The sequence below is a fragment of the Parvularcula dongshanensis genome (assembly GCF_014199615.1).
Lineage (GTDB): Bacteria > Pseudomonadota > Alphaproteobacteria > Caulobacterales > Parvularculaceae > Parvularcula > Parvularcula dongshanensis.
Map to the genome: position 1 here is coordinate 642,002 of NZ_JACHOB010000001.1, position 15,539 is coordinate 657,540.

Genomic DNA, 15,539 nt, shown 5'->3' on the forward strand with positions numbered 1-15,539 from the left:
CCGTTACCGAGGGGTCGCGCCCGATCACTCATCTGCGATCGACCAGCATGCGCTTGATCTCGGCGATGGCGTCCGCCGGGTTCAGCCCCTTCGGGCAGACCTGCACGCAGTTCATGATGGTGTGGCAGCGGTAGAGCTTGAAGGTGTCGTCGAGCGCGGCGAGCCGCTTCTCGGTCTCGTCGTCGCGGCTGTCCTTGATCCAGCGATGCGCCTGAAGGAGGGCTGCGGGGCCGAGGTACTCGCGGTCGCCGCCCTTGTCGCCGTTCCACCAATAGGACGGGCAGGCCGTCGAACAGGAGGCGCAGAGGATGCACTCGTAGAGGCCGTCGAGCTTCTCTCGCTGCTCGGGGCTCTGCAGGTGCTCGCCTTCTGGCTCGGCCGCGCTCTGCAGCCAGGGCTGGATCGCGGCGTGCTGCTCGTAGAACTTCGACAGGTCGCAGACGAGGTCGCGGATCACCGGCATGTGCGGCAGCGGGTAGATGGTGATCGGCCCGTCGCCGAGCTCGTCGAGGCCCTTGGTGCAGGCCAGCGTGTTCGCGCCGTTGATGTTGAAGGCGCAGGAGCCGCAGACGCCCTCCCGGCAGGAGCGGCGGAAGGACAAGGTCGGGTCGAGCTCCGACTTGATCTTGATGAGGACGTCCAGGACCATCGAGACCCCGGTCATGTCCACCTCATAGGTGTCCATGCGCGGGTTCTCGTCCGTCGAGGGGTCGTAGCGGTAGACCTTGACCGTGCGCAGCTTCGCGTCCGGCTTCTCGGAGCGGAAGGTCCGGCCCTGGCCGTTGACCTTGGAGTTGCGCGGTAGGGTAAGCTCGACCATGGGCGTTCCGGGGCTGACTGCTAGGCTGTTCGAAGCCTTAGCTAACGGGCCTCGCGCGCGGGCGCAAAGCGCGAATCAGCGCGGGCCCGCTCAGCTGCCCTTCGCGTAGAGGCGCCTCAGGAGGGCGGGCAGCACGACCGCGAAGAGGAAGCCTGCCGGCGGCAGCGGCACGGGGCTCGCCTCGACGGCGCCGATCTTCGCCCCCGTCCGGCCCGGCTTTGCGAACCTTGCCTGGTCGTGCGCGTTCACGGGGGCGCCGAGGACGGTCGGCCCGCTGCCGATCTGCTCCGCGGCGTCGGCGGCCAGCTCGAAGGCCGGCGTTGCCGTCTCGTCCTCGTCGGCGGCGGGCCGCATCGATTTGAACGAACGCAGGAAGGGGCCGCCATGCCCGCCAGCGAACCGCCAGTACCGGCCTTCGAAGTCGATCTCGGCCTCGGCGGCGTAGAGCCGGCGGTCCGGCGCGACGAGCTCGATCTCTTCGAGGGCGCCGAGCATCCGGCCCTCGTCGGAGACGCCGGTGGTTTCGCAGAAGCAAAGGGCGTCGAGTTCGGCCTGCGCGATCTCGACGGTGAGACCGCCCAACCCGCTCAGCACGTCTCGCGTCAGCCGCTCTGCCGCGAGCGTCGCCGCGCCGGCGCCGGAGGGAGACAGGGTCCAGGCCGCTGCGAGGAGTCCGACGCGCCGTCTCATGCCTGGCGTGCCCTGACGAAGGCGAGAAGCCCGGAGAGGAGGAGGACCGATGAGCTCGGCAGCGGAATGGACGCCGAGGCGGGGGCCGGGTCGGAGGCCCCGGCGCTCGTCGTCACGCTGACGCTGGTCACGCCGGAAAGGGCCAGGAGGGCCGACGCCGCGTCGGTCGGCGCGACGTTCGGCCTCGCCAGGAGCGAGAGCGTGAGGCCCGAGACGCCGCCATAGCTTCCGGGGACGGAGAAGGCGTAGCTCGTCGCCGTCGCGGCTGCGTTCGCCGTCAGCGCGGCGCCCGAGAAGGCATAGCGCGTCCCGTCGACGGCCAGGGAACCGGCCAGGTTCAAGAACAGGTAGAGCCCCGTGCCCGCGTCGAGCGCGGCGTCCGGATCCGCCGTGAAGTCGACGGCGGCGACGCCGTTCGGCGCCGTGGCGAGGTCGATCGACACCGTCACGGGCGCCGCGGAGGCGGGCACCGTGACCAGGCAGGCGAGGGCGGCGAGGGGGGCAAGGAGACGGTTCATGCCGCCACCTCTACGCCGCAGTTCTCTTCAAACGGTTTGCAAACCCCGGCGGCTTTATTGCCGAAGCGTTAAGCCCGCTCTCACTTTAGCGTCAGTAGACCCGCTTCTTCGGCTCTATGTAGCTGATGTCGTTCGACATCGTCCACGTATGCACAGGCCGGTAGTCGATGTGAGTGTCGCTTTCCTCGTACCAGCAGACGGTGTGCTTCATCCACTCGTCGTCGTTGCGGTCGGGGAAGTCCTCGCGGGCGTGGGCGCCGCGGCTCTCCTTGCGGTTCGCCGCCGAGTCCATCGTGACCATGGCCTGGCAGATGAGGTTGTCGAACTCGAGCGTCTCGACGAGGTCGGTGTTCCAGACCATCGTCCGGTCGGTGACCGCGATGTCCGGCAGGCCGCGCTCGACCTTGCGGATCTCGGTCTGGCCCTCTTCGAGCGTCTCGCCGGTACGGAAGACCGCGGCGTTGTTCTGCATCACCTTCTGCATGGCGAGGCGCAGCTCGGCGGTCGGCGTGCCGCCCTTGGCGTGCCTGAAGCGGTCGAGGCGGGCGAGCGCCTTGTCCCCGGCGCCGTTCGCGAACTCGGGGATCGGCTCGTTCGGATCGATGATCTCGGCACAGCGCAGGCCGGCCGCGCGGCCGAAGACGACGAGGTCGATGAGCGAGTTCGAGCCCAGGCGGTTCGCGCCGTGCACGGAGACGCAGCCCGCCTCGCCGATCGCCATCAGGCCGGGCACGACCTTGTCGTTGTCATCGCCGTCCTTGGTGACGACCTCGCCGTGATAGTTCGTGGGGATGCCGCCCATGTTGTAGTGGACGGTCGGCAGGACCGGGATCGGCCCCTTGGTGACGTCGACGCCGGAGAAGATGCGCGCCGTCTCGGAGATGCCGGGCAGCCGCTCGGCGAGCGTGTCGGCCGGGATGTGGTTGAGGTTGAGGTGGATGTGGTCCTTCTGCTCGCCCACGCCGCGCCCCTCGCGGATCTCCATCGTCATCGCGCGGGAAACGACGTCGCGGGAAGCGAGGTCCTTCGCGGAGGGCGCGTAGCGCTCCATGAAGCGCTCGCCCTCGCCGTTCGTCAGGTAGCCGCCCTCGCCGCGCGCGCCCTCGGTGATGAGGCAGCCCGCGCCGTAGATGCCGGTCGGGTGGAACTGCACGAACTCCATGTCCTGGAGCGGAAGGCCTGCGCGCAGGACCATGGCGTTGCCGTCGCCCGTGCAGGTGTGCGCCGAGGTGCAGGAGAAGTAGGCGCGGCCGTACCCGCCGGTCGCCAGGATCACCATCTTGGCGCGGAAGCGGTGGATCGTGCCGTCCTCGAGGTTCCAGGCCACGACGCCCCGGCAGGCCCCGTCCTCCATGATGAGGTCGAGGGCGAAGTACTCAATGAAGAACTGCGCCTCGCGCCGGACGGCCTGACCGTAGAGGGTGTGCAGGATCGCGTGGCCCGTTCGGTCGGCGGCGGCGCAGGTGCGCTGCACCGGCCCCTCGCCGAAGTTCTTCGTCATGCCGCCGAAGGCGCGCTGGTAGATCTTGCCTTCCTCGGTGCGAGAGAACGGCACGCCCCAGTGCTCGAGCTCGTAGACCGCGGCGGGGGCGTGCTTGCAGAGGTACTCGATCGAATCCTGGTCGCCGAGCCAGTCCGACCCCTTCACGGTGTCGTACATGTGCCAGCGCCAGTCGTCCTCGCCCATGTTCCCGAGGCTCGCCGAGATGCCGCCTTGCGCTGCGACCGTGTGGCTGCGGGTCGGGAAGACCTTGGTGACGCAGGCCGTCTTGAGGCCCGCTTGCGCCGCGCCGAGCGTCGCGCGCAGCCCCGAGCCGCCCGCGCCGACGACCACCACGTCGTAGGCATGGTCGACGATGTCGTAGGACGAGGAGGGCAGGGTGGCGCTCATGACGGAAACCTTAAGCGATCAGGGTGATGGCGATGACGGAGAACAGCGAGACGACCGCGATGACGGCGGCGTAGGCGACGATCAGCCCCTGGGTCAGCTTCAGCCGCCCGCCCTCGTGGACGTAGTCGTCCGCGACCTCGCCGAGGCCGAGGCGGAAGTGGTAGCTGATCGACAGAATCAAGACGATCAGAAGGACGGCGGTGACGGGGCTCGCGACCCAGTCCATGAACTCCGCATGGGTGTCGCGGGCGTGGGCGACGGTGCTGATCGCGAGCCAAATGACGAGCGGCACCTGTATCATCGCCGTCAGGCGCTGCATGACGAAGTGCGAGGTGGCCTTGGATGCCATCAGTTCCCTCCCATCGCGAAGGCCGCGATCCAGATCAGCGCGGTGAAGAGGACCGAGAGGCCGTAGACGGTGTAGGCGGAGACGCCGCGTTGCGCCTTGCCCAGCATGTGACCCGAATCCCAGATCAGGTGCCGGACGCCGTTCGTCATGTGATACATCACCGACCAGGTGAAGAGGATGAGGACGAGAAGGCCGAGCGGCGAGCCGAGCACGCCGGAGACGGCCTCGTAGGCGCCCTCGCCGATCGCGCCGCTCGCGAACCAGGCGGCGAGCAGCGTCGCGCCGGCCGCGTTGGCGATGCCGGTCGCGCGGTGCAGGATCGAGGTCAGGTTGACCGGCGTCCAGCGCCAGATGGACAGGTGCGGCGACAGGGGCGCCGTGCGGGGCGCGCCCTCCATCCTGATCGTCGAGGCCGCGACTTGCGGCCGTCTGTCTGTGACGGTTTCTGACATGCGGACCTCGAATGTAGGCCGCCGGACAGTAGGCAGGCACCGTGGCAAGTCAACGCGGTGTTCTGTGCGGGCGAACGTTCTCTTGCGCCGATTGCCCCCCCGCGCCACATCCCGTCCATGTTCATCGAGACCGCGCCCACCCCGAACCCGCAATCGCTGAAGTTCCTGCCCGGCCAGGCCGTGCTGGGCGGCGACGCGCTCGGCATGGACTTCCCGACGCCCGAGACGGCCAAGGTCTCGCCGCTCGCGACCGCGCTCTACGACGTCGACGGCGTGACCGGCGTCTACCTTGGCGCTGACTTCGTCACCGTGACGAAGGATGCGAGCGTCGAGTGGCACGACGTCAAGCCGGCCCTTCTCGGCACCATCGCCGACTACCTCGCCGCCGGCATTCCCGTCGTCGATCCCAGTGCGCTCGCCGCCGACAATCCCGGCGGCGACCTCGACGACTACGAGGGCGAGGACCGCGAGGTCGTCGAACAGATCGTCGAGCTTCTCGATACGCGCGTCCGCCCTGCCGTGGCGCAGGACGGCGGCGACATCGTCTTCCACCGCTTCGTGCCCGGCGACGGCATCGTCTACCTGACCATGCGCGGCTCCTGCGCGGGCTGTCCGTCCTCGACCATGACCCTCAAGGCGGGGATCGAAAACCTTCTCAAGCACTACGTGCCCGAGGTCACCTCGGTCGAAGCCGTCGGCTGATCTCCCCTTTAAAAGAGAGGCGTATGACCGATCGCCATCATCCCCTGCCCGACGCCGCGCTCGATCAGCTCTTCCGCGAGGCGCGCACGCGCTACGCCTGGGCCGACCGTCCGGTCTCGGACGCGACGATCCAGGCGCTCTACGACCTGATGAAGTGGGGGCCGACCTCCGCCAACGCGCAGCCGGGCCGCTACCTCTTCCTCCGTACGAAGGAGGCGAAGGCGCGCCTCGCGCCCTTCGTAATGGAACAGAACCTCGACAAGGTCATGGCGGCCCCGGTCGTCGCCCTCGTCGGCTACGACATGCGCTTCCACGACCAGCTCCCGGCGCAGTTCCCGCACGCCGACGCCAAGTCCTGGTTCGAGGGCAACGACGCCCTGATCGAGGAGACGGCGATGCGCAACGGCTCCCTCCAGGGCGCCTATCTGATGCTCGCCGCCCGGGCGCTCGGCCTCGACGTCGGGCCGATGTCGGGCTTCGACCGGCAGGGCGCGACGGCCGAGTTCTGCGCGAAGGCCCCCGGTCTCGAGACCGTGCACATCAACTTCCTCTGCAACCTCGGCTACGGCACCGACGAGAACCTCTACCCGAGGGGACCACGTCTGAGCTTCGACGAGGCCGCGCGCCTTCTCTGACGTGGCGGTCCTGGCGGTCGATACCTGCCTCGCGGCCTGCTCGGCGGCGGTCCTGCGCGGGGAGGGTGAAAGCTTCGCGCGCAGCGAACGGATCGGCACCGGCCACGCCGAGCGGATCGCGCCCATGGTCCGAGAGGTGCTCGAAGAGGCGGGCCTGCGCGCTTCGGAGCTGACCCGCCTCTGCGTCACGGTCGGACCCGGGTCCTTCATGGGCGCGCGCGTCGGGATCAGCCTCGTCAAGGGGCTCGCCTTGCCGCGGCGCCTGCCGATCGTGGCGATAAGTACGCTCGAAGCGCTCGCCCTCGGCGGCGCGCGGCCGATCACCGTCCTCATCGATGCGCGCCGGGGCCAAGCCTACGCCCAGCGCTTCTCCGGCGGGCCGAGCGAACCCGCCGTCTTACCCTACGACGAGGCGCGTCGGCTCGTCCGGCCCGGCGACGCGGTGCGGGGCGTCGGGCTCGCTGCCATCCTCGGCCGGGCCGCCCCTGAGGATGTCTTCCCGCACCCCGTGCGTCTGGCCGAACGCGCGCTGGCAGCCGTGCCCGCCCGCCCCGCTCCTCTCTACCTGCGCGAGCCCGACGCGAAGCCGCAGGCGGCCTCGGGGGTCCTTCCCTCTTGATCGACGTCCGCCCCTTCCGCCCGGACGACGCCCAGCTCCTCGACGAGGTGCATCGGGCTGCCTTCCCAGAACCGCTCTTCGGCCCTGCCTACTGGCGGGCGGACCGCTCCCGCGCACCGGCGCTCTGTCTCGTCGCGGAGGAGGCGGGCCGCGTCCTCGCCTATTGCGACGGCTTCACGGCGGGCGAGGGCGGCGACGTCAACTCGATCGCGGTTCGGCCCGAGGCACGCGGGCGCGGCGTCGGTCACTTGGTCCTCACCGCCTTCCTCAACGCCGCCTACGCACGCGGCGCGGTCGTCATCCACCTCGAGGTCGCGACGGACAACGCGCCCGCCCTCGCGCTTTACGACCGGGCAGGCTTCGAGCGGGTCGGTACGCGGCGCGACTATTACGGTCCCGGGGCGGACGCCGCGGTCCTCGCCCGGCCGCTTGGCGCTTGATGCCTTGGGCGCGGGAGGGTACGCCTCCGGCATGGACCGCATCGAGAAGATCTGCGTCGAGAAGGGCCTCCGCATGACCGGCCAGCGCCGTGTCATCACGCGGGTCATCTCTGAATCGGACGACCATCCGGACGTCGAGGAGATCCACCGCCGCGCGGCCGAGATCGATCCGCGCATCTCGATCGCCACCGTGTACCGCACCATGCGCCTCCTCGAGGACTACGAGGTCGTGCAACGGCACGACTTCAACGACGGCCACGGGCGCTCGCGCTACGAAGAGATCACGGACACCCACCACGACCACCTGATCGACGTGCGGTCGGGCGAGGTCGTCGAGTTCATGAACGACGAGATCGAGCGCCTGCAGGAGAAGATCGCCCGCGAGCACGGCTACAAGCTCGTCGATCACCGGCTCGAGCTCTACGGCGTGCCGCTGAAGCCCGAAGAGAAGTAGAGCTTCAGACGAAGAGCCCCGCCGGTACGCCGACGCGCCAGCCCGAACGCCGCCAGGCCCGCCCCTCCCACTCGCTCCTCCTGCGTCCGAGCCAGCTCCGGCCGAGCTCGGGCAGGATGCGCTCGAGGAGGAAGTCGCGCCTGACCATGACCGAGCGGCTCGTCCAGGGCAGGCAGGCGGACGAGACGAGGTAGGTCCCGTCGTCCGCCCGGTCGATGAGGCCGCGATGCCGACGGTCTGCGCAGTCGTGCAGGAACACGGCGGCACCGGCCGCCTTGCGCGCCTGGATCGGGTGAACCGCGCGGCGCAGCGGTGCGAGCGGCCCGGCGCCCCAGAACCGCTCATAGGCGATGCAGCGTCTGGGGCCGAGGTCGGCGGGGCTTCGAAGGCCGAGGCGGACCGTCTGTGCCCGGCCCGAAAGGAGCAGCTCGCCCGCCGCGCCGATCTGCTCCGCCACGGCTTCCGGCTGGCAGAGGAGGTAGGCGTCCTGACCGAGGAGAAGCAGAAGGTCCGACTGCATGCCCTCGGCGAGACGGCGCAGGCCCTGGACCGTCGTTCCCTTCTTGGCGGCGCTGCACCAAGCGAGACCGTACTGCTCGGCGAGCGGCGGGCCGTCCGGGCAGCGGCCTTGGAACAGGACCGTCGCCTCCCCGGCGAGGCCGAACACGCCGCCGTCGGAGAGCGACCGCAACGCTTCCTCCAGCCCCGTGCAGCCGCGGCGGCACAGGATGCCGACGCCGAGACGCGACCGGTCGAGCTTGCCCCTCGTCATGGGGCGCTGTTTAACGGGGTTACGGTTTCCGAGTTATGACCATGCTGAACCTCGACGCGCTGCGCGCCGCCCGTACCCGCACCGATCCCTTCACCTACGTCGTCGCCGAGGGCGCGCTGACGAGGTCCGAGGCCGAGGCGGTGCGGCGCGACTTCCCGAAGATCGACAAGACCGGCTACCTGCCGCTCTCCCAGCTGGAGAGCCGCGGCGCCTTCGCCGAGCTGATGGCGGACCTTCAAGGCCCAGGGCTGGCGGAGGTCCTTTCGGACAAGCTCGGGCTGAACTTGCGCGACAAGCCGCGCATGATCACGGTTCGGCGCCTCTCGAAGCTCTCGGACGGCCGCGTCCACAACGACTCCGTCGCCAAGATCTGCACCATGCTCGTCTACCTGAACGAGGGCTGGGACGCGTCGGAGGGCGGCGCGATCCGCGCGCTGAACGGCGAGGCGTCGATGGACGACTACGCCGAGGAGGTGGCGCCCGTGGCGGGCAACGTCTTCGCCTTCGCGCGCTCGGAGACGAGTTGGCATGGCCATCCCCCCTTCGAGGGCGAGCGCTACGTCGTGCAGGTGACGTTCCTGACGAGCCAGGCCGAGCTCGACCGCAAGGAGAAGCGCGGCGGGCTGCAGCTCAAGCTCAAGCGGTTGTTCGAACGGGTGAAGAGCTGAGCCGGACGCCCTGTCCCGCCGCTGGCGGAAGGACAGGGCGCGAACGCTGCCAGCCCCCGTTTCGGGCCGCCTCGCTTCCCGCTAGCAAGCGGGCATGATCCACAAAAACGCCGCGCTGCCGCTCGCCCTCCTCCTGGCCGCCTGCGCGGCCCAAGCGGACCCCTTCATGACCGAACAGACGACCCAAGACGCCCCCACGCCCCCCGTCGCCGACAAGCGCCCGGTGGAGATCACGCAGCACGGCGTGACCCGCACCGACGAGTACGCCTGGATGCGCGACGACGACTGGCAGGAGGTCCTGCGCGACCCTTCGGTCCTGCGCGCGGACATCCGCGAGCACTTGGAGGCCGAGGTCGCCTACTACGACGCGATGACGAAGGACCTCGAGCCGCTCAGGAAGCGGCTGTTCGCCGAGATGCGCGGCCGCATCAAGGAGGACGAGAGCTCGGTGCCGATGCCGGACGGGCCCTACGCCTACTACGTGCGCTACCGCGAGGGCGGCGAGTACCCGATCTACGCCCGCACGCCGCGGGACGGCGGCGCCGAAGAGATCCTCCTCGACGGCGACAAGGAAGGCGAGGGCGCGGACTTCTTCGACATCGGCGGGGTCGACGCGTCGAACGACCACGACCTCCTCGCCGTCTCCACCGATAGAGTGGGCTCGGAGTACTACGAGATCGAGATCCGCACGCTCGAGGGCGAGGAGACCTACCCCGAGAAGATCGGCTCGACCGATGGCGGCGTCGTCTGGTCGGCCGACTCGAAGTCGTTCTTCTACGTCGAGCGCGACGACAACCAACGGCCCAAGCGCGTGAAGCATCACGTCCTGGGCACGGACCCGGCCTCCGACCGCCTCGTCTACGAGGAGGCGGACGACGCCATGTTCCTCGGGATCGACGAGACGACGAGCCGCAAGTTCATGGTCATCGGGGTCGGCAACGGCGTCACCTCCGAGGCGCGCGTCGTGCCGCTCGATGGCCCCGAGGCGGAGCCGCGCCTGATCGCGGAGCGGATCCACGACCAGCTCTACGACGTCGATCACCGCGAGGGGCGCTTCTACATCCACACGAACGCCGACGGCGCGGTGGACTTCAAGATCGTCTCCGCGCCCGAGGACGCGCCCGGTCGCGAGAACTGGACCGACTGGCTGCCCTACGAAGAGGGCACGTACGTCACCGGCATGGAGACCTACAAGGACTGGCTCGTCCGCGCGGAGCGGAAAGAGGGCAAGCCCCGCATCGTGGTCTCGAACTACGACAAAGAGGGCCACGAGATCACCTTCGACGAGGCGGCCTACGCCCTCTCGCTCGGCGGCTGGGGCGAGTACGATACGGACGTGATCCGCTTCGGCTACGAGAGCCCGAGCCAGCCCGCCCAGGTCTTCGACTACGACATGAAGACGCGCGAGCGGACCCTGCGTAAGACGCAAGAAGTGCCCTCGGGGCACGACCCGGACCTCTACGCGGTCGACGCGCTGACGGCGGTGGGCGAGGACGGGGCGGAGATCCCGGTCACCGTCCTCAGGCTCAAATCGGCGCCGCTCGACGGCTCGGCGCCGCTGATGCTCTACGGCTACGGCTCCTACGGCGCCTACATCCCGGACGACTTCTCGACCGCGATCCTGAGCCTCGTCGACCGCGGCATGCCCTTCGCCCTCGCCCATATCCGCGGCGGCTCGGCCAAGGGGCGGCAGTGGTACCTCGACGGGAAGCTCGCCAAGAAGGAGAACACCTTCCGCGACTTCAACGCGGCCGCCCGGATGCTGATCGACGAGGGCTACACCGCGAAGGGCAAGATCGCGGCCTATGGCGGCTCGGCCGGCGGCCTCCTCGTCGGGGCGGCGGTGAACCTCGACCCCTCGCTCTACGGCGTGGTCCTGGGGGCGGTGCCCTTCGTCGACGTCGTCAGCACGATCTCCGACGCCTCGTTGCCGCTGACCCCGCCGGAGTGGGACGAGTGGGGCGATCCGATCAAGGACCCCGAGGCCTACAAGACGATCGCGGCCTACTCGCCTTACGACAACGTCCGCGAGGGAGTAACCTATCCCCCGATCCTGGCAACGGGCGGCCTCGCCGACTACCGCGTGACCTATTGGGAGCCGGCGAAGTGGATCGCGCGCCTGCGTGACCGGGCCGAGGGCGGGCCGTTCCTTCTGCGCATGAACATGTCCGCGGGGCATGGCGGCTCGGCCGCGAGGTTCGAGCGGCTCGAAGAGCGCGCGCACCTCTACGCCTACGCGCTCGACCGATTGGGGCTCAAGGATGCGGAGCCCGTGAAGCAGACCGCGCCGGCCGATTGAGCGGGGGACTGCGCCCGCGCTTTGGCGCGGGCGCCGGGCGACCCTAGCTAGAGGGCTGAGATGACAGCCTTCGAGAGGAACCGCCCATGCGCTCCACCTTACTGACCGCCTCCGTCTTCGCCCTCCTCGCCTGCTCCGGCGGCTCGGACGCGCAGACCCGCGCGGCCGCTTCGGACCCGCAACAATCCTCGGCCCAGTCCGGCGCCACGATTCCGAGCGGCGAGCGGCCCGAGGGCGGCGACGACAACGCGATCGCCGAGCCGTTCAAGGCGACGCCGGTCGCGAACCTCGCCCAGCCCTGGGCCATGACCTTCCTGCCGGACGGCCGGATGCTCGTGACCCAGAAGACCGGCGAGCTTCTGGTCGTCACCCAGGAGGGCGTGAAGCTCGGTCCGGTCACCGGCACGCCCGAGGTCGATTATGGCGGGCAGGGCGGCCTCGGCGACGTGGCGCTGCACCCCGACTTCGAGAACAATCACGTCGTCTATCTGAGCTTCGTCGAAGCGGGGGAGGACGACACCCGCGGCGCCGCGGTCGGGCGCGGCGAGCTCGACCTGAACTCGATGTCGCTCAAGGACTTCGAGGTCGTCTGGCGGCAGTCCGAGAAGGTCGAGGGCCGCGGCCACTTCAGCCACCGCATCGTCTTCAGCCCGGACGGTCAGTACATGTTCGTCAGCTCCGGCGAGCGGCAGAAGTTCGACCCCGCTCAGGACATGTCGAACAATCTGGGTTCGATCCTGCGCCTCAACCCCGACGGCACGGCCGCCGAAGGCAACCCCTTCGCCGACCAGGGCAGCCCGACCGACCAGATCTGGTCCTACGGCCACCGCAACATACTCGGCCTCGCCTTCGGCCCCGACGGCACGCTGTGGGAGCACGAGATGGGGCCGAAGGGCGGGGACGAGTTCCAGAGAATCGAGGAAGGCGAGAACTACGGCTACCCGATCGTCTCGAACGGCGACCACTACGACGGACGCCCGATCCCGAACCACGACACGCGGCCTGAGTTCCGGGCCCCGGACGAGTTCTGGAACCCCGTCATCTCGCCGTCGAGCCTGATCATCTACACGGGCGACCGGTACGAAGGATGGCAGAACACCGCGCTCATCGGCGGGCTCTCGAGCCAGGCCCTCGTCCACGTGACCTTCGACTGCGAACTCGACGGGCGCGAGATCTGCGAGTCGGAGCGCTTCCAGATGGACAACCGCATCCGCGAGGTCGAGCAGGGACCGGACGGCCTCGTCTGGCTGCTCGAGGACAATGGCAACGATGACGGGGAGGGCGGCCGCCTCCTCAGGCTGGACCCTGTTCAGGGCTGACCTGCGACAGGAGCCACCCCTTGAAGGCCGCGACCTCCGGGAGGGCGGCCTTCGCCTCGGGGTGGACGATCCAGTAGGAGAACTCCGTCGGGGTCGTAAGGTCGAAGGGGATGACGAGGCGCGCGGCGATGAGGTCGGCCTCGGCGAGCGCGTACTTCGCGAGGGCCACGCCTTTGCCCGCGACCGCCGCCTCGATCGCCATGGAGGACTGGTTGAAGCGGGGGCCGCGCGTGCCCTCCACCTCCTGCGCGCCGGCTGCGGCCAGCCACATCGCCCAGGACGGCCCGTCCTCCGTCCGCCCGTCATCGTGCAGCAGGGTGTGATGGGCGAGGTCTGAGGGCGCCTTCAGCGGCGGGTCGCCGCGCAGGAGGGCGGGCGCGCAGACCGGCACGATCCGCTCGGCCATCAGAAGCTGCGTCTCGAGGTCTTCGTACTCGCCGCGCCCGAAACGGATGGCGAGGTCGGCCTCGCCGCTCGCGAAGTCGACGAGCTGCATGTCCGCGTGGACGTAGACGTCGATGTCGGGATGGGCCGCCTGGAACCCGTCGAGGCGGGGGACGAGCCATTTCGACGCGAAGGAGGGCGCGGCCGAGACGACGACCCGGCGCGGGCCGCCCCTTTCCGTCATCAGGCGCGTGCCCGCCGCCAAGCGGTCGAAGCCGTCGCGCAGAGACGGCAAGGCCGCCGCCCCCGCCTCGGTCAGTTGCAGCCCGCGCGGATCGCGCACGAAGAGCGGCGTTCCCACCGTGTCCTCGAGCAGCTTGATCTGCTGGCTCACCGCGCCCGGCGTCACGGACAGCTCGTCGGCGGCCCGCGCGAAGGACAGGTGGCGGGCGGCGGCCTCGAAGGCGCGAAGGGCATTGAGGGGGGGTAAGCGGCGCATGAGCGGGCCTTACGGCATCACGATTAGGAATCCTAACCCTGTCTGGCAGGAAGCATCGCTTGCCGCTAGAGGAAGAAGACGCCATCTGGCGTCCTCACGGCATTCGGCTCAGGAAAACTAATGCGCTTCTTCCCGGCCTTCTTCGACCTTCAAGGTCGCGACGTCTGGATCTCGGGCGGCGGCGCGCTCGCCGCGCGCAAGGCGCGGCTCGTGCTTAAGGCCGGAGCGCGCGTGACCTTCTGGTCGGCGGGCGAGGACGCCGAGGTTCGCGCCGAGTTCGGCGAGGCCTGCGCTTACCGAGCCCGTCCGATCGGCGTCCTTCGCCCCCGCCCTGCGCTTCTGATCGCTGCGACTGGCGATGAGGGCCAGGACGGCCGCGCCGCCGCGATCGCGCGGGCGGCGGGGGTGCCGGTGAACGCGGTGGACCAGCCGCAGTCTTGCGACTTCGTCGTCCCCTCCATCGTCGAGCGCGGCGACGTGACGATCGGCATCTCGACGGGCGGCGCGGCGCCGGTGATCGGCCGCCGCCTGCGAGAGCGGATCGAGGCGCTGCTGCCCGCGCGCCTTGGCGAGCTCGTCGCCTTCGCGGGATCGAAACGGTCCCGGGTGGCGGAGGAGGTCGCCCCCGAGGCGCGGCGCGGCTTCTGGGAACGCGTCCTCGCGGGGCCCGTCGCGGAAGCCGTTCTCGACGGCGACCTTGGCCGCGCCGAGGCGGGCTTCGACCGTGCCGTGGCGAAGGCGGGCCGCCCCGAGGGCCACGTCGCCATCGTCGGCGCCGGGCCGGGCGACCCTGAGCTCCTGACGTTGAAGGCGCTTCGGTTCCTGCAGGAGGCGGACGTCGTCCTCTACGACAACCTCGTCGGCGAGGGCGTGCTCGACCTCATCCGCAGGGACGCAGAGCGCCGCTATGTCGGCAAGCGGCGGGCGGACCACTCGCTTCCGCAAGAAGACATCGGCGCACTGATGGTCGGCCTTGCGCGGGAGGGAAAGCGTGTCGTGCGCCTCAAGGGCGGCGATCCTTACGTCTTCGGCCGGGGCGGGGAGGAGCTCGACGCGCTCCGCGCCGCCGGTCTCTCCGCGACGGTCGTGCCCGGCATCACGGCGGCGGCGGGCTGCGGCGCTTCGGCGTCGGTGCCGCTCACGCATAGGGGCCTCAGCCAGGCCGTCACCTTCGTCACCGCGCAGGGCGGGAACGGGGGCGCGCCCGGCATCGACTGGTCGGCGCTGGCGCAGCTGAAGCACACCATCGTCGTCTACATGGGCGTCGCCAAGGCGGGCGAGGTGTCGCGGAACTTAGGCGCAGGCGGACTTTCCGGGGACACGCCCGTCGCGGTCGTCGAGAAGGGGACCCTGCCGGATCAGAAGATCGTGCCGACGACGCTCCGCGCCCTGCCGGACGACGTCGCCCTGGCCGGGATCACCGGCCCCGCCGTCCTCATCATCGGAGAGGTCGCGGCCCGTGCGGACGGGCCTGGCCTCCTGGACCTCGCCATGCGCGACGCAGCCGCCGAGAGGGCCGAGACCGCGGTCCCTGGCGGTCGGCCCGTCGCCGAAGGCGTCAGACTCAAGGAATTCACATGAGCGCCGAGAACCCCGGCCCCCGCGCCCAGAGCCCCGCCAAGATCGCCGCCGGCGGCGTCAAGAAGGCGCGCCTCGACGGCGAGAAGGTCATCACCGCCAACCGCCTGACCGACGGCGTCGTCATCTACCGCGCCGAGGGCGGCGCGTGGACGGAGGACCTCTCCGCAGCCCAGGTGCTCGAAGGCGAAGAGGCGATCGGCGCGCTGGCGGCGGCGCAAGCGGACGAGAGCACCGGCGTCGGCCCCTACCTCATGGACGTAGAGACCGAAGAGGGCATCCACCCCTCCGGCCGCGGACGGATTCGCGAGGAGATCCGCGAGGCAGGCCCGACCATCCACCCGCAGTTCGGCCGGCAAGCCGAGCGGGGTGCGGCATGATCCTTGTGAACGATGGAAGCGAGACAGAGCCTGGCGACGTCACCATCTATCTAGATGAGATGGCGGCAGC

At 69.8% G+C, this 15,539-nt stretch carries 18 protein-coding genes; 10 read left to right on the forward strand and 8 right to left on the reverse strand.

Going from position 1 to position 15,539, the window contains the following annotated elements; all coding sequences use genetic code 11:
- Positions 1-28: 28 nt before the first annotated feature.
- From GGQ59_RS03015 to sdhC, 6 genes are all read right to left on the reverse strand, one after another.
- Positions 29-820 carry a succinate dehydrogenase iron-sulfur subunit gene (locus GGQ59_RS03015; RefSeq protein WP_183815698.1) on the reverse strand — a complete coding sequence of 264 codons (792 nt, stop codon included), beginning with the start codon at positions 818-820 and terminating at the stop codon, positions 29-31.
- A 90-nt stretch (positions 821-910) separates the two neighbouring features.
- Positions 911-1,510 carry a hypothetical protein gene (locus GGQ59_RS03020; protein ID WP_183815699.1) on the reverse strand — a complete coding sequence of 200 codons (600 nt, stop codon included), beginning with the start codon at positions 1,508-1,510 and terminating at the stop codon, positions 911-913.
- Positions 1,507-2,028: a hypothetical protein gene (locus tag GGQ59_RS03025; RefSeq protein WP_183815701.1), complete on the reverse strand. Its 522-nt coding sequence runs from the start codon at positions 2,026-2,028 to the stop codon at positions 1,507-1,509. The genes GGQ59_RS03020 and GGQ59_RS03025 overlap by 4 nt, the downstream gene beginning before the upstream one ends.
- A gap of 91 nt (positions 2,029-2,119) precedes the next feature.
- On the reverse strand, positions 2,120-3,919 hold the full coding sequence (sdhA, locus tag GGQ59_RS03030) for a succinate dehydrogenase flavoprotein subunit (RefSeq protein WP_183815703.1): 1,800 nt from the start codon (positions 3,917-3,919) through the stop codon (positions 2,120-2,122).
- 10 nt (positions 3,920-3,929) lie between these two features.
- Complete coding sequence (gene sdhD, locus GGQ59_RS03035) at positions 3,930-4,268, reverse strand: succinate dehydrogenase, hydrophobic membrane anchor protein (RefSeq protein WP_183815704.1); 339 nt, start codon at positions 4,266-4,268, stop codon at positions 3,930-3,932.
- Complete coding sequence (gene sdhC, locus GGQ59_RS03040; protein ID WP_183815705.1) at positions 4,268-4,720, reverse strand: succinate dehydrogenase, cytochrome b556 subunit; 453 nt, start codon at positions 4,718-4,720, stop codon at positions 4,268-4,270. The genes sdhD and sdhC overlap by 1 nt, the downstream gene beginning before the upstream one ends.
- Positions 4,721-4,837: 117 nt before the next feature.
- On the opposite strand from sdhC, the gene GGQ59_RS03045 reads away from it, so the two are divergent.
- Genes GGQ59_RS03045 through GGQ59_RS03065 form a run of 5 tightly spaced genes read left to right on the forward strand, consistent with a single transcriptional unit; the run spans position 4,838 to position 7,570 of the window.
- Positions 4,838-5,422: a NifU family protein gene (locus GGQ59_RS03045; RefSeq protein ID WP_183815706.1), complete on the forward strand. Its 585-nt coding sequence runs from the start codon at positions 4,838-4,840 to the stop codon at positions 5,420-5,422.
- Between the two features lie 23 nt (positions 5,423-5,445).
- Complete coding sequence (locus GGQ59_RS03050; protein ID WP_183815707.1) at positions 5,446-6,057, forward strand: malonic semialdehyde reductase; 612 nt, start codon at positions 5,446-5,448, stop codon at positions 6,055-6,057.
- A gap of 1 nt (position 6,058) precedes the next feature.
- Positions 6,059-6,676, forward strand: a complete 618-nt coding sequence (tsaB, locus tag GGQ59_RS03055; protein WP_183815708.1) for a tRNA (adenosine(37)-N6)-threonylcarbamoyltransferase complex dimerization subunit type 1 TsaB — start codon at positions 6,059-6,061, stop codon at positions 6,674-6,676.
- Positions 6,673-7,116 carry a GNAT family N-acetyltransferase gene (locus GGQ59_RS03060; RefSeq protein WP_183815710.1) on the forward strand — a complete coding sequence of 148 codons (444 nt, stop codon included), beginning with the start codon at positions 6,673-6,675 and terminating at the stop codon, positions 7,114-7,116. The genes tsaB and GGQ59_RS03060 overlap by 4 nt, the downstream gene beginning before the upstream one ends.
- A 31-nt stretch (positions 7,117-7,147) precedes the next feature.
- Entirely contained in the window at positions 7,148-7,570 is a 423-nt protein-coding gene (locus GGQ59_RS03065) for a Fur family transcriptional regulator (RefSeq protein ID WP_183815712.1), read from the forward strand.
- Between the two features lie 4 nt (positions 7,571-7,574).
- On the opposite strand, the gene GGQ59_RS03070 is transcribed toward GGQ59_RS03065, so the two are convergent.
- Complete coding sequence (locus GGQ59_RS03070) at positions 7,575-8,342, reverse strand: hypothetical protein (protein WP_183815714.1); 768 nt, start codon at positions 8,340-8,342, stop codon at positions 7,575-7,577.
- A gap of 41 nt (positions 8,343-8,383) precedes the next feature.
- Between GGQ59_RS03070 and GGQ59_RS03075 the strand changes: the two genes are divergently transcribed.
- The 3 genes from GGQ59_RS03075 to GGQ59_RS03085 all read left to right on the forward strand — a co-directional run bounded on the left by GGQ59_RS03075 (position 8,384) and on the right by GGQ59_RS03085 (position 12,628).
- Positions 8,384-9,010, forward strand: coding sequence for a 2OG-Fe(II) oxygenase (locus tag GGQ59_RS03075; RefSeq protein WP_183815716.1), 627 nt, complete (start codon positions 8,384-8,386; stop codon positions 9,008-9,010).
- Positions 9,011-9,104: 94 nt separating this feature from the next.
- Positions 9,105-11,309: a S9 family peptidase gene (locus GGQ59_RS03080; RefSeq protein WP_221400845.1), complete on the forward strand. Its 2,205-nt coding sequence runs from the start codon at positions 9,105-9,107 to the stop codon at positions 11,307-11,309.
- 86 nt (positions 11,310-11,395) lie between these two features.
- Complete coding sequence (locus GGQ59_RS03085; RefSeq protein WP_183815718.1) at positions 11,396-12,628, forward strand: PQQ-dependent sugar dehydrogenase; 1,233 nt, start codon at positions 11,396-11,398, stop codon at positions 12,626-12,628.
- Here GGQ59_RS03085 and gcvA read toward each other — a convergent pair.
- Positions 12,603-13,511 carry a transcriptional regulator GcvA gene (gcvA, locus tag GGQ59_RS03090; RefSeq protein WP_183815720.1) on the reverse strand — a complete coding sequence of 303 codons (909 nt, stop codon included), beginning with the start codon at positions 13,509-13,511 and terminating at the stop codon, positions 12,603-12,605. The two genes, GGQ59_RS03085 and gcvA, sit on opposite strands and share 26 nt — an antisense overlap.
- 120 nt (positions 13,512-13,631) lie before the next feature.
- Here gcvA and cysG point away from each other — a divergent pair, with 120 nt between their 5' ends.
- Together cysG and GGQ59_RS03100 are read left to right on the forward strand one after the other, a co-directional pair.
- Entirely contained in the window at positions 13,632-15,092 is a 1,461-nt protein-coding gene (gene cysG / locus GGQ59_RS03095) for a siroheme synthase CysG (protein WP_183815721.1), read from the forward strand.
- Positions 15,089-15,469, forward strand: a complete 381-nt coding sequence (locus GGQ59_RS03100; protein ID WP_183815722.1) for a DUF2849 domain-containing protein — start codon at positions 15,089-15,091, stop codon at positions 15,467-15,469. The genes cysG and GGQ59_RS03100 overlap by 4 nt, the downstream gene beginning before the upstream one ends.
- Positions 15,470-15,539: the final 70 nt, after the last annotated feature.